Origin of the sequence: Nonomuraea longispora, from assembly GCF_004348345.1 — a bacterium.
Taxonomy (GTDB): Bacteria; Actinomycetota; Actinomycetes; order Streptosporangiales; family Streptosporangiaceae; genus Nonomuraea; species Nonomuraea longispora.
On sequence record NZ_SMJZ01000057.1, the window covers coordinates 31,303 to 44,936 of the forward strand.

8 protein-coding genes are annotated in these 13,634 nt (G+C 71.2%); 3 read left to right on the top strand and 5 right to left on the bottom strand.

Features of this window, described 5'->3' with window-relative positions:
• Positions 1-96 precede the first annotated feature (96 nt).
• Positions 97-1,707: a monocarboxylate uptake permease MctP gene (gene mctP, locus E1267_RS17090; RefSeq protein WP_132333561.1), complete on the bottom strand. Its 1,611-nt coding sequence runs from the start codon at positions 1,705-1,707 to the stop codon at positions 97-99.
• On the bottom strand, positions 1,704-1,913 hold the full coding sequence (locus E1267_RS17095; protein ID WP_132333562.1) for a DUF3311 domain-containing protein: 210 nt from the start codon (positions 1,911-1,913) through the stop codon (positions 1,704-1,706). Before E1267_RS17095 ends, mctP begins: the two co-directional genes overlap by 4 nt.
• 307 nt (positions 1,914-2,220) lie before the next feature.
• Between E1267_RS17095 and E1267_RS17100 the strand changes: the two genes are divergently transcribed.
• Positions 2,221-3,123 (top strand): SDR family oxidoreductase, encoded by a 903-nt coding sequence (locus tag E1267_RS17100; RefSeq protein WP_132333563.1) that lies wholly within the window; start codon positions 2,221-2,223, stop codon positions 3,121-3,123.
• A 3-nt stretch (positions 3,124-3,126) separates the two neighbouring features.
• Here E1267_RS17100 and E1267_RS17105 read toward each other — a convergent pair whose 3' ends face one another.
• The 3 genes from E1267_RS17105 to E1267_RS17115 all read right to left on the bottom strand — a co-directional run bounded on the left by E1267_RS17105 (position 3,127) and on the right by E1267_RS17115 (position 9,260).
• Positions 3,127-4,053: a helix-turn-helix transcriptional regulator gene (locus E1267_RS17105; RefSeq protein ID WP_425465081.1), complete on the bottom strand. Its 927-nt coding sequence runs from the start codon at positions 4,051-4,053 to the stop codon at positions 3,127-3,129.
• Positions 4,053-5,654, bottom strand: coding sequence for a CocE/NonD family hydrolase (locus tag E1267_RS17110; protein ID WP_181957812.1), 1,602 nt, complete (start codon positions 5,652-5,654; stop codon positions 4,053-4,055). The genes E1267_RS17105 and E1267_RS17110 overlap by 1 nt, the downstream gene beginning before the upstream one ends.
• A gap of 105 nt (positions 5,655-5,759) precedes the next feature.
• Positions 5,760-9,260, bottom strand: coding sequence for a S8 family serine peptidase (locus tag E1267_RS17115; RefSeq protein WP_132333565.1), 3,501 nt, complete (start codon positions 9,258-9,260; stop codon positions 5,760-5,762).
• Positions 9,261-9,851: 591 nt separating this feature from the next.
• Here E1267_RS17115 and E1267_RS17120 point away from each other — a divergent pair.
• Both E1267_RS17120 and E1267_RS17125 read left to right on the top strand, forming a co-directional pair.
• Positions 9,852-11,978 (top strand): anthranilate synthase component I, encoded by a 2,127-nt coding sequence (locus E1267_RS17120; protein WP_132333566.1) that lies wholly within the window; start codon positions 9,852-9,854, stop codon positions 11,976-11,978.
• Positions 11,979-12,019: 41 nt separating this feature from the next.
• A complete protein-coding gene (locus tag E1267_RS17125) occupies positions 12,020-13,177 on the top strand; it encodes an amidohydrolase family protein (protein WP_132333567.1) in 1,158 nt (385 codons plus the stop codon).
• The last annotated feature ends 457 nt before the right edge of the window (positions 13,178-13,634 follow it).

Below are 13,634 nucleotides of genomic sequence, written 5' to 3' on the forward strand. Positions count from 1 at the left end.
CACCTCCGCGGTGAGCCGGCCGAAACTACGCTGGACGGGTGGCCTGGACCCGTGCCGGCCCGCCCGTGGGAGGCGACGGGCCGGCACGCGCTCGCGTCAGTGGGAGCCGGTCAGGTCCAGGTCCTTGACCTTCGGTTCGCCCTCGTCGGCGAAGTAGTCGTCGCGCGCGGTCGCGTCGTCGCCGTCGGCCACCTTCGCGGCACGGAACAGCAGCGTGCCCAGCGCCGCCACGGCGAGGTTGACGATCAGCGCCAGGAACCCGGCGTAGACCGTCATCCTGGTGTCGAAGCCCAGGTTCGACAGCCCGAACGCCGAGCCGCCGAAGTGCTGCTTGCCGCTGGCCGGGTTGGGGATCAGGTAGAGCATCCACATGCCCGACGCCAGGCCGGCCGCCCAGCCCGCGATCAGACCGCTCCTGTGGAACCAGCGGGTGTAGAGCCCCAGCGCCACCGACGGCAGCGTCTGGAGGATGATCACGCCGCCGATGAGCTGCAGGTCGATGGAGAACTGCGGGTCGAGCAGCAGGATGCACAACACCGCGCCCACCTTGACCACCAGCGACACGATCTTGGAGACCTTGGCCTCCTGGGAGTCGGTGGCGTCCTTGTTGAGGTATTCGCGGTAGATGTTGCGGGTGAACAGGTTCGCCGCCGCGATCGACATGATCGCCGCGGGGACGAGGGCGCCGATGCCGACGGCGGCGTACGCGACGCCCGCGAACCAGTCGGGAAACATCTGGTCGAACAGCACCGGCACGATGGTGTTGGCGTCGGCCTTGCCGTTCTCGCCCACGACCGGCTTGGTGCCCGCCGCGATCGCCATGAACCCGAGCAGCGCGATCAGGCCGAGCACGAAGCTGTAGGCCGGCAGGGCCGACATGTTGCGCTTGATGACGTTGCGGTTCTTGGAGGCGAGCACGCCGGTGAGGCTGTGGGGGTAGAGGAACAGCGCCAGCGCCGAGCCGAACGCGAGCGTCACGTACTGGAGCTGGTTGCCGGCGTTGAGGAGGTAGCCGTCACCCTGCGCGGGCGTGGCGTCGAACTTGGCCTTGGCCGCGTCGAAGATGGAGTCCCAGCCGCCCAGCTGTGCCGGGATGTAGATGACCGCCGCCAGGATCACGATGTAGATCAGCGCGTCCTTGACGAACGCGATCAGCGCGGGCGCGCGCAGCCCCGACTGGTACGTGTACGCCGCCAGGATCGCGAACGCGATGACGATCGGCAGGTGCCCGGTGATGCCCATGGCCTTGAGTACCGCTTCGATGCCCACGAGCTGCAGCGCGATGTACGGCATCGTGGCCACGAGACCGGTGATCGCGACGGCCAGCGCCAGCGTCGGCGAGCCGAACCTGGCCCGTACGAAGTCGGCGGGCGTGACGAACCCGTGCACGTGCGAGACCGACCACATCCGTGCCAGCACCAGGAACACCAGCGGGTAGACGACCACCGTGTACGGCAGCGCGTAGAAGCCCAGGGCGCCGGCGCTGAACACCAGGGCGGGCACCGCCACGAACGTGTAGGCGGTGTAGAGGTCGCCGCCGACGAGGAACCAGGTGATCCACGAGCCGAAGCTGCGCCCGCCGAGGCCCCATTCCTTGAGGCTGGCCAGGTCGTCGGGCCGCCGCCAGCGCGAGGCGACGAACCCCATGCCGCTGACGAGGACGAACAGGAGCGTGAAGACGACCAGCTCGGTCACGTGCCCGCTCATCTGGTCATCCTGTAGACGATCGTCGTGCACGTGACGCCCACCACGATGAAGGCGAGCTGGAGCCAGTAGAAGAGCGGGAAGCCCAGCAGACGGGGCTCGTCGGCGTTGAACAGGAACGTCATCAACGGCAGCGCGATCGGCACGACGAGCAGCCAGTTCCATGGGCTGCGGTCGGTGCGTGGCTGCCCGGGTTCCCCGTTGGTCATCGACCCTCCGATGAATGGATCAGAGCCGCTTGGTGACAGGCTCCTGACGGTTAGTCAGCAGAGGGAGAGTAACTTCGCGGGGTTATGTAACCCAACGTCCCGAATGTTACGGTTTGGCCTAAATATGCGGAGGGTTCTCGGCATCTGAGACGCCGGGCCCGGCAGCGTCACGTCGCCCGTACCGACCCTAGTGACAGGTGCCGGACCGCCGTCAGAGCCGGTCGTCGAGTGGTCAATCGTGTGCGCCGAACGGTTCGCCGAACAAACATGACATCAGGTGTCCTCTTTTCCCGCGACGATCGGTCGCATGATTGTCGTAGTGGCGGGCGCGACCCGCGGAACGGGACGAGGCATAGCGGTCGAGTTGGGCGCGATCGGGGCGACGGTGTACTGCGCCGCCAGGAGCACCCGCTCCGAGCGCTCGGAGATGGACCGCCCGGAGACCATCGAGGAGACGGCCGAACTGGTGACCGCGGCCGGCGGCACGGGTATCCCGGTCAGGACGGACTTCCTGCGGCCGGAGCAGGTGGCGGAGCTGGCCGGGCGGGTCGAACGCGACCACGGCCGGCTCGACGTGCTGGTCAACGACGTGTGGGGCGCCGACCACCTGTGGGAGTGGGACACGCCCGTCTGGAAGCACGACCTGGACAAGGGACTGCGCCTGCTCAGGCTGGCCATCGACACCCACCTCATCAGCGCCAGGCACCTGTTCCCGCTGCTCGTCGCCAACGAGGGCGGGCTGGTGGTGGAGGTCACCGACGGCACCCGGGCCTACAACGAGACCCACTACCGGGAGAACGTCTACTACGACCTGGCCAAGTGGTCGGTGAACCGGCTGGCGTTCGCCTGGTCCACGGAGCTGCGCCCGCACGGCGGCACGGCCGTGGTGGTCACACCGGGTTTCCTGCGCTCGGAGGCGATGCTCGAGCACTACGGCGTCACCGAGGACACCTGGCGGGAGGCGACGATGCAGAGCGAGCACCAGCGCGCCTGGATGGTCTCCGAGACGCCCGCCTACATCGGCAGGGGCGTGGCCGCGCTCGCCCAGGACCCGGACCAGGCGCGCTGGTCGGGCCGGTCGGTGGAGAGCGGCGACCTGGCCGACGCGTACGGCGTCACCGACGTGGACGGCAGCCGCCCCCAGGTGTGGCGCTACATGGCCGAGGTCCTCGACAAGGGCGGCGACGCCGGCTGGGAGGCCTACCGCTGACGCTCAGCGGCCATAGAGCCGCGCCATGCGGGCGGCGGCGTCGGCGAGCATCGCGCGCAGCTCGGGGGGGCCGAGCACCTCCGCCTCCGGCCCGAACCGCAGCACCTGCGAGTACGCCACGCGCGTCGACTCCACCGCCAGCCGTACGGTGCCGTCGTCCTGGAGTGAGGCGAGCGCGTCGTCGACCGCGGCCGGGTCGGCGACGTGCCGCAACATCCGCAGCCCGCGCTCGGTCAGCCGCAGCGTGACCACGTCCCTGAGCAGCGAGCGGCTGAACTCCGCCGACCGGCCGGCCCAGAAGCCGGCCAGGTCGAAGCCCGGGTCGCGGTCGAAGGGCTCGGCCAGCTCCGTGACCTCGCCGAACCGGTGCACCCGGAAGATGAGGAACCGGTCCGCGCGCCGGGCGGCCAGGTACCAGGCGCCCGCCTTCAGCACCAGCCCGTACGGCTCCAGCGTGCGGGCGGTGCCCTTGTAGACGGCCCGGACGCGGCGGTCGTTCCACACGGCCCTGGCCAGCGGCCCGAGCGCCGCCGGGGGCGGGTCGCCGCCGGCGAACCAGCCGGGCGCGTCCAGGTGGAAACGCTGCGCCGCGACCTCGGGAGCGTCGCGCAGGGCGGGCGAGAGCGCGGCGGCGGCCTTCAGCCGGGCCGTGGCCGCGACGTCCGCCAGCCCCATCTCCCGCAGCGCCCCCGGCACTCCCGACAGGAACAGCGCCTCGGCCTCCGCCCTGTCCAGCCCGGTCAGCCGCGTACGGTAGCCGTCGAGCAGCCGGTAGCCGCCGCCCCGCCCGCGGTCGGCGTAGACGGGCACGCCCGCCTCCGACAGCGCGAGCACGTCGCGGTGCACGGTCCGCTCGGAGACCTCCAGCTCGGCGGCCAGCTCGGCCGCCGTCATCCCGCCCCGGCCCTGCAGGAGCAGGACCAGTGACATCAACCGCGAGGCGCGCACAGCGGCAACACCACGGCGGAGGGACGGTCGGGGGTGTGGAACACCTCGATGTCGGCGGGCACCATCGCGCCGTCCGACGCGAGCGGGTCGCCCGTGCCGGGGTTGCGGGCGATCGTCGGGTACGCTCCGGCCGCCACGTGCACCCTGATCCGGTGCTCGCGCCCGAACCGGTGCGCCATCGGCCACAGGTCCACCTCCACCCGGCGCACGCCGTCCCCGTCGTCCTCGCCGCCGGTCCCGTCTCCCGGGCTGAGGCGGCGCACGCCCTCGCACACGTTGACCGAGCGCCCGTCCGGGTGCACGTCGCACACCCGCACGACGACGTCCACGTACGGGGTGCTCGACCGGACGAACAGCTCCGCGCGGACCGGGCCGATCGTCTCGACGGCCTGCCCGAGCGCGGGGGAGCTGTAGACCAGCACGTCGCGGCGCTGCTCCAGCCGCCGCTGGTCGCGGGGCCTGGAGTCGCCGAGCAGCACGGGCCCGCCGATCACCGGCGTGGGGTGGCCGGGGTGGTAGCGGAAACGGTCGGGTCCGGCCTCGCGCGGGCCCTCGGCCCCGAGGCCGAACCCGTGCTGCAGGTGCCAGCGCTGCTCCCGCATCCCGGGCACCGGCCAGTCGGAGTGGTCGCGCCACTCCCCGGCCCCCGTCACGTAGATCCGCACCGGGTCGGGGCGCAGCCGTGAGAAGTCGCCGAGCAGGTGCGCGCGGAACCAGGCCGTCGCCTCGATCAGCGTGGGACGTCCGTGCCGGGCGTCGATGTGGTACCACGGCCCGATCGTCAGGTAGGGCCGCCGTCCCGCCGCCCGCAGGGCCGCGTAGTCCTTGAGCTGCCAGGGGAGGAAGACGTCGTACCAGCCGCCCAGCATCGTCACCGCCGCGTCCACCTCTCCTACCTTGGGGGAGAAGTCGCGTTTGTCCCAGTAGGGGACGTGGGGGTCCGCGTGGTGCGTGATCAGGTCCTGGTAGAAGCGGAGCGGCCGGCCGGCCGAGACCACGTCCAGCTCGGCCACCGGCCGGCCCGACAGGACCGCCCTGCGGGTGAGCCGGGGCGCGGTCAGCACCGAGGCGCCGCCGAAGCGCCGAGACAGGCCGTCGGTGAGCGTCGTCCAGCTCAGCGCCGACTCCAGCGCGAACGCGCCGCCCACGTACGCGGCGTCGCGGAACTGCGAGGCGGTGATCTGCAGGGCCATGGCCTTCAGCTCCGGCCCGGCGTAGGGGGCGATCGCCCACTGCGTGTAGCCGAGATAGGAGGGGCCGAACGTGGCGAACGAGCCGCCGTACCACGGCTGTTCGCGCAGCCACGCCACGGTGGCCAGCCCGTCGTCGTGCTCGTCGCCGAGCGGGTCGAGCGAGCCGCCGGAGCCGAAGCCGCCCCTGCAGCTCTGGATGACGACGTGGAAGCCCTGCCGGGCGAAACCACGGCCGTAGACCAGGCCGAGCCAGCCGCGCCGGCCGTACGGCGAGCGCATCAGGATGACCGGGGCCCGCCCGCCCGAGGCCGGGGCGTAGTGATCGGCCAGCAGCGTCACGCCGTCCGGCATCGGCACGGGAACATCACGCTGGAGCCGCACACGTCTCATGCACTTACCAGTAACAGAAGCCGCCCCGGAGGCGGTATTCGGGGTGGAGCGCCCGCCCCGCCCCTGCGGCTCGGGGGCGGGGCGGGCGCATGTGGCACCCGGGCGCTACTCCTTGTCCGGGCGCTCCGAGACGCGCACGGCGTTGACGAGGGTCGCACCCTCCCGCGTCGCGAAACGCACATTGAGCTGGCCGTCGGTGACCTTCACCGTGTACTGCCTGGACACGGCCGTGTACGTGCCCGCCTCCAGGGCCAGGTCGAGCGCCGGGATCGCGAGCTGCCCCTCGACGAGCACGTCGAAGACCCGCCGGCCCATCTTCATGTTGCCGAGCTCGGCGAAGTCCAGCTCGACGGTGTACGTCCCCGCCGGCACGCCGTCGAAGCGGTACTCCAGCATGCCCTCCCTCGCCGTCCTGAACAGCGACTGGTCGCCGGTGCCCCGGATGGTCCTGGACGTGCTGCGCGTGCGGCTGTGGTCGGCGACGTAGCCGTGGCCGCCCCTGACGTACTTCCTGTCGGGCGTCCAGACGTCACCGGCGTCGTCGGTCATGTTCCTGGAACCGCCCACGTCGACGGCCACCTGGTGCTTGGGCACCACGACCGTCACCGCGATCTCGATGGCCGGCTGGCGGCCGCTGGCCGACTTCACCAGCAGCGTCCCCTCGCGTACGGCGCCGGCGGCGACGCCGTCGCTGGACACCGTCACCTCCAGCCTCACCGACTTGCCCGTGGCCAGCCGGCCCTCCGACGGCGTCACGGTGAACCACTCGCCGCCCGTCACCGTGTACGGCGTGGGCGAGCCCAGGTTCGTCAGCTCCAGCGTCCTGGTGCGCGTGGCGTCGGAGGGCAGCACGACGGTCAGCTCCGCCGCCGACGCGCTCACGCGTCCCGTGACCAGCGCCGTGTCGATCGCCGTCACCACCGTGGGCGCGACCGTCACGGGCTGCGTGAACGTGCCGTAGTGCTCCTTGGACACCTCGACCTCGTAGTCGCCCGCCAGCACCTGGCCGTAGAACCGGCCGTCCTCGCCGGTGGTGAACGTGGCCACTTCGCCCACCTTCACCGTCGCCCCGGCCAGCGGGTCGCCGTCGTTGGCGTCGGTGACCGCCCCCATGACCAGGCCGTGCCTGCCGGCCGTGAGCGCCACGCTCTGGCCTGCGGCCAGCACCGCCTCGTTGTGGGAGTAGAGCAGCGCGTCGTCGCCCGCCGCGTTCTCCACGCCGATGGTGGCGCTGTTGCCCTGCTCGCGCTCGCTGTCGATGTCCTTGTACCGGAAGCCGATAGAGCCGTTCTCGCCCAGCAGCGCCGCGAACGACAACCGCTGCGCCGTGTCGTTGTAGAAGGTGACGTTGCGCCATTCGATGACGAACGTACGGTTCGGCGCCGTGCCCGTCACCGCCGTGTAGACACCGCCCTCCGCGTCCACCCTGAGGTCGTCCCAGTACGGGTAGACCGCGTTGTTCGGGGTACCCGACGCCGGCAGGGTGCCGTTGCCGGCGGCGGTCACCCGGTCGGCGGCGAAGGTGGCGAACCCGTTCGTGGCGATCCAGGCCTTGGTGTGGCCGGTGCCGTAGAAGGGCACCGCGAACGGCAGGGTCACCTGCTCGGCCTCGTCGTCACCGGTCAGCGCCAGCTTCTCGGTGCCCGCCACGTACTCCTGCGCGCCGACCGCGCAGGTGTAGCCGAAGGTGTCGCCGCGCAGCGGGAGCTCGACGTCCTCGACCACGTCTCCCGCCACCGTCACCTCGGCCGTCGCGCCGCTGGAGCAGCGGGAGGCGGGGGTCACGGCCAGCTCGTGGTCGCCGTGCGGCAGCGTCATGCTGTAGCGGCCCGACACGTCGGTCACCGCGCTCACCGGCGTGCCGGTGGCCGCCACCGTCGCGCCGGCCTCCGGCTCGCCCGCCGTGGTGACCGTCCCTGACACCGTGCCCGACGCCTTCTCGGTCATGGTCACGTCCGCGGTCGCCGTCGCCCCGGCGGTGATCGTCACGGTGACGGTGGCCGTGTCGTAGCCGAACTTCCCGGCGCTGAGCTCGTACTCGCCGGGCAGCAGGCGGGGGATGGCGTACGCGCCGTCCTCGCCGGTGGTCACGCTCCTGGTCAGCGGTCCGGTCACCGTGACCGTCACCCCGGGCACCGGCTCGCCGCCCGCGGTGACCGCGCCCTGGAGGCCGCCGACCTCCTCGGCCGGCGCGGCCTGCACGGCGGCGAAGGTGTCGAGCCTGCCCTCGCCCCACACGTTGTTGTCGGCCGCCGTGCCGCCGCAGGTGGTGTCGTCGACGTCCACGGCGGTGATGTCCAGCAGCGGCCGGGTGGCCTCCACGTCACCGGCCAGGGCGGGGGCCGCCGACCAGATCAGCGCCACCGTGGCCGCCACGTGCGGGGAGGCCATCGACGTGCCGGTGGAGGTGCCGTAGCCGTTGCCGGGCGTCGAGGAGCGCACGTTGACGGCGGGTGCGGCGATGTTCGGCTTGATCTCGCCGTTCTCGCCGGCGCCCTTGCTGGAGTTGCGGTACAGCGCGTTGTCGATGTCGAAGCCGCCCGCGCTGTAGCTCATCACGTACTGGCCGGGGGAGCCGGAGGTCGTGCAGGCGGGCCCCTCGTTGCCGTTGGCGAAGGCCGGGAAGATGCCGGCCGCGATCCACGCCTCGACGACCGGCTTGTACCACGGGTCGAACCCGTCGCCGCCCCAGGAGTTGTTGACGATGTCGGGCGCCAGGTCGGGGCGCGGGTTCTCACCGTTCATGTCGGTGGGCGCGAGCATCCACTGGCCGGAGGCCAGCAGTGACGCGTCGCTGCAGAAGTTGGACTCGCAGCCCTTGGCCGCGATCCACCGGGCGCCCGGCGCGACGCCGATGCCGTTGGCGCCGACCATGGTCCCCATGGTGTGGGTGCCGTGGCCGTTGTTGTCGCACGGTGCGGGCGACGGGCAGACGCCGGCCGGGTCGAACCAGTTGTAGTCATGGCTGTACGAGCCATCCGTGTTCGTACCCCGGTAGCTCGCGACCAGTTCGGGGTGGTCAAACTGGGCGCCGGAGTCGATGTGGGCGATGACGATGCCCTCGCCCCGGTTGCCCAGCTCGTTCCAGACGCGAGGGGCGTTGACCCGGTCGATGTTCCACTCGACCGCGTTCACCCTGGCCTCGGCCTTGCCGGGCGTCGGCTTGGGGATCGCGACGGTGCGTGCCGGGTCGATGCGGTCGACCTCGGGCAGTTTGGCGATCTCCGCCGCCAGCTTCTCGTCCGCGGTGACCCGCACCGCGTTGACGATCCAGTACGGGGTGTACTCGGCGCGCTGGGAGTCCAATAACCTGCGTAAGCCCGCCTGGGAGGCGGTCGCTCGTTCGGTCTTGGCCTTGTAGACCTGCTCGGCCTTGGCGTCCTTGGTCCTGGCCCGGCGGGCGCCGCTCAGATCGGCGGATCCCTTCATCCGGACCCAGAAGGTGGCTTTGTCGTTCTGCGTCAGCTGCGCCTGGACGACAGTGTCGATCTTGTCCGGGTCGATCTTGCCCGGGTCGGGCGCCGCCTCGGCCGCCTGGGGGACGAGGAGGCCGACGGCGGTGATGATCCCGGTGAGGATCGCACGCCAGCGGGGGGTGTGGGGCACGCGCTCTCCTTAGGACAAGGGAGGTGATCTTTACGCCTCTGGGGAGAAGAGTGAAGAGATCTTGTCCGGAAAGCAATACTTGTCCTGAAATGTTACTTTGCGATAAGAAATGTAGTCTGGTCAGCTGAAATATCGCGGCAGGAACCACATGAACGGCCAGGTCCGTTCCGGGTCTTCACGCAGGTGAAGGGGCCGTCGCCGCGCCCTGCTGTCGGGCCCGGCAAGGCACCGCCGGGCGGCCGGCTCCTGTGACCGAGGTCTGCACGCGAGTCGCCGGCGCCGCGGCCCGCAGGGCGAACGCCTGCCCCCTGTGGCCGGGCAGGCCCGCGCCGCTCATGAGTCGGGTGCGCCGTGGTGACCTCCTCGCTCGGTGACCTCGCCGACCCGCCGTGGTGACCCTGGCGGGTCGCGTTGCGCGATCATGGTCGGGCGGCTAACCTGTCCCCATGCGAAATCACGCCCAGCTCCAGTGGTGGCGCCGCTTCTAGGCGGCGCGTGTTTCGCATTCCTCAGAAGACGGCCGCCCCGGATGGCGGCCTTTCTCGTGTCCGCCCCCGGGGCTCATCATGTTGACGTGATAAGGGGCAGCAAGTGGAGACGAGCGGATATACCACCGCGGGGGGCATCGTCGTCGAGCGCGAGACGCGCGAAGTGGACGAGGCGCGGCTCGAGGAGATCGTGACGGCCCTCGGCGACAGACGCGGGGGCGCCTTCTCCTCGGGCATGGACTATCCGGGCCGTTACAGCCGCTGGGCGTTCGGCTACGTCGATCCCTGCCTCGAACTGGTCGCCAAGGGCCGCAACATCGCGGCCATCGCGCTCAACGAGCGCGGCAGGGTCGTGCTGCCCGTCGTGGCCTCCTGCCTGCTGGCCGCGGGCAAGCCCGTCACCGAGCCCACGTCCGACCGCGTCGAGGTGCACGTGGCCGACTCGGAGGACCTCCTGCCGGAGGAACGGCGCAGCCGCCGGCCCACCGTGTTCACCGCGATCCGCGAGGTCATCGCCGCATTCAAGGGCGACGACCCCCACCTCGGCCTCTACGGCGCCTTCGGCTACGACCTGGCCTTCCAGTTCGAGCCGATCCGGCAGCAGCTCGTCCGCCCCGACGACCAGCGCGACCTCGTGCTGCACCTGCCCGACCGGCTCGTCGTGATCGACCGGCAGCGCGAGACCAGCCTCGAGTTCCGTTACGAGTTCACCGTGGACGGAGCCACCACCCGCGGCCTCGACAGGACCGGCGACACCGCGCCCCAGGTCGCCCCCTCCCAGGTGCCGCCCGACCCGGAGAAGGGCGCATACGCCGAGGTCGTGGCCGCCGCCAAGGAGAAGTTCAAGCGCGGCGACCTGTTCGAGGTGGTGCCCGGCCAGGTCTTCCACGCCCCCTGCTCCGACCCGTCCGCCTTCTACCGCGGTCTGCGTCACAGCAACCCCGCCCCGTACGAGTTCATCATCAGCCTCGGCGAGGGCGAGCACCTCGTCGGCGCCTCGCCCGAGATGTACGTCAGGGTGAACGGCGACCGCGTCGAGACCTGCCCCATCTCCGGCACCATCGCCCGCGGCAGCAACCCTGTCGAGGACGCCGAGGCCATCCGCACCCTCCTGTCCAGCGTCAAGGAGGAGTCGGAGCTGACCATGTGCACCGACGTCGACCGCAACGACAAGTCGCGCATCTGCCTGCCCGGCACGGTCAAGGTCATCGGCCGCCGCCAGATCGAGCTCTACTCCCGCCTGATCCACACCGTCGACCACATCGAGGGCCGGCTGCGCCGCGAGTTCGACGCGCTCGACGCCTTCCTGACCCACATGTGGGCCGTCACGGTCACCGGCGCCCCCAAGACGTGGGCCATGCAGTTCATCGAGGACCACGAGGCCACCACCCGCCGGTGGTACGGCGGCGCCATCGGCGTCATCGGCTTCGACGGCTCCATGAACACCGGCCTGACCCTGCGTACCGCCCAGATCAAGAACGGCGTGGCCACCGTACGGGCCGGCGCCACGCTGCTGTTCGACTCCGACCCCGAAGCCGAGGAGCGCGAGACCGAGCTGAAGGCCAGCGCGCTGCTCGGCGCCCTGGCCGCGGTCGGCAGGACCGGCACGGAGGCCGCCGCCGAGAGCAGGGAGCAGCCCGGCCAGGGCATGAAGGTGCTGCTCGTCGACCACGAGGACTCCTTCGTCAACACCCTGGCCGACTATTTCCGCCAGGAGGGCGCCGCCGTGACGACGCTGCGCCACGGCTTCCCGTCCCACATGCTCGACGAGATCGCCCCCGACCTGGTGGTGCTCTCGCCCGGCCCCGGCTGGCCGACCGACTTCGGCATGTCGGCGCTGCTCGACCAGGTCTACGCCCGCGACCTTCCGGTCTTCGGCGTCTGCCTCGGCCTGCAGGCCATGGTCGAGCACGCCGGCGGCACGCTGGAACTGCTCGACTACCCCGAGCACGGCAAGCGTGGCCGGGTCGCCCGGCTCGGGGACAGCGCGCTGCTGGAGGGGCTGCCCGCCGAGTTCACCGCGGCCCGCTACCACTCGCTGCACGCCAAGCGGCCCGGCGTCGTCGGTTTCACCCCGACCGCGCTCACGCCCGACGGCAACGTCATGGCCGTTGAGGACACCGAGCGGCGGCGTTTCGCCGTGCAGTTCCACCCCGAGTCGATCCTGACGCAGGAGGCCGGCGCGGGCGCGAAGGTCATCGCCAACGTGCTGCGTCTCTGCCGTAGGTAAAACGCCCGCGGGAGCGTGCGGGGCTCCCCTAGAGTTCCCGCATGCTCCCCGCAGACCTGCCCGGCACGGTGCGCGACGCGCTGCTCGCCCCGCTCGTCGACCACCACTGTCACGGGGTGCGGCGAGACGACCTGACGAGAGCCGAGTTCGAGCTGCTCATCAACGAGGGGGGCAGCCCGGCGCCTCCCGGCACCACCCACTTCGACACGCCGTTCGGCGCGGCGGTGCGCCGCTGGTGCGCGCCGCTGCTCGATCTTGAGCCGCACGCGCCGCCCGCCGTCTACCTCGCCCGCCGCGCCGAGCTGGGCGCGGGCGAGGTCAACAGGCGGTTCCTGGCGGCGTCAGGCGTGGTGGCCTTCCTGGTGGACACGGAACCGGCCGGCGCCTGGGAGGAGGGCGAACTGCTCTCGGCCCCCGAGATGGGCCGCCACGGCGGCGCAGCGGCCGACGAGCTCGTACGGATCGAGGCCGTCGAGCGCGACGTGGCCGAGACGGCGCAGATCTCCGTCGACTACCTCGACGACCTCGGCGAGGAGCTGACCGCCAGGGCCGCCAGGGCGGTCGGGTTCACCACGGTCATCGGGTCGCTCCACGGCCTCGACTTCGACCCGTCCCGGCCCAGCAGGGGCTCGGTGATCGCGGCGGTCAACCGGCGCCTGTCGGAGCCCAAGGAGCCGCTGACCGACCCCGTCCTGCTGCGCCACCTGCTGTGGATCGCGATCGACGTGGCCAGGGAGCGGGGGCTGCCCGTGCAGTTCCACACCGGCTTCGGCGGCTCGGGGCCCGACCTGCACCGCAGCGACCCGGCCAGGCTGAGCGCCCTGGTCAGGGCCTTGCAGCCGGCGTCCGTGCCGGTGGTCCTGCTGCACTGCTACCCGTTCCACCGCCAGGCCGCCTACCTGGCGGGCCTCTACCCGCACGTCTACGTGGACGTCGGGCTCGCGCTCCCGCACACCGCCGCCGCCTCGGCGAGGGTCGTGGAGGAGTTGCTGGAGCTGGCGCCGTTCCACAAGCAGGTGTTCGGCTCCGGCTGCCACGCCGTGGCCGAGACCGGCTACCTGGGCGCGCTGTCCTACCGGCGGGCGATGGGCGCGGCCCTGCGGGCCAGGCTCGGTTCGGGGGAGTGGAGCGTCGCGGACGCGGCCAGGGTCGCCCACATGATCGGCTCGGGCAACGCCCGCCGGATCTACCGGCTGTGACGTGGGGGTTCGGGGGGAGGCACCGAGACCGTCAGGTTCTCCCTACGGCCCTCGATCAACCGGACGTCAGCGATCACGCGGATCGGGCATCCGTGCACGTCGACGGCCGGCCACCCGAGGCCGGCCGCTACGAATGGGCGCACGTTAAACCGTGGGATGGAGAGGGTAGAGCTCGACATGTCCGTGGCGTTCTCGGCGACGTCGGACACGGGGGACGTTCGGGGGCACGATGCAAGCGTTCGTGATGAAGGAGATCGGGCAGGTCGGTCTGGTGGGCAAGCCGGTTCCGCGGCCTGGTCCCCTGGATGCCGTCGTACGGACGACCGCGGCGAGATGGAGCGTGCTTTCGAGGTCTCGGACAAGAAGCTCGATGACGTGGTGAAAGTGCTGATCATGTTTGCGTGACGGTAGCTGATCAGCGTCCGGTGACGGGCGGTGGTGACGTCCGTTGTTCAGG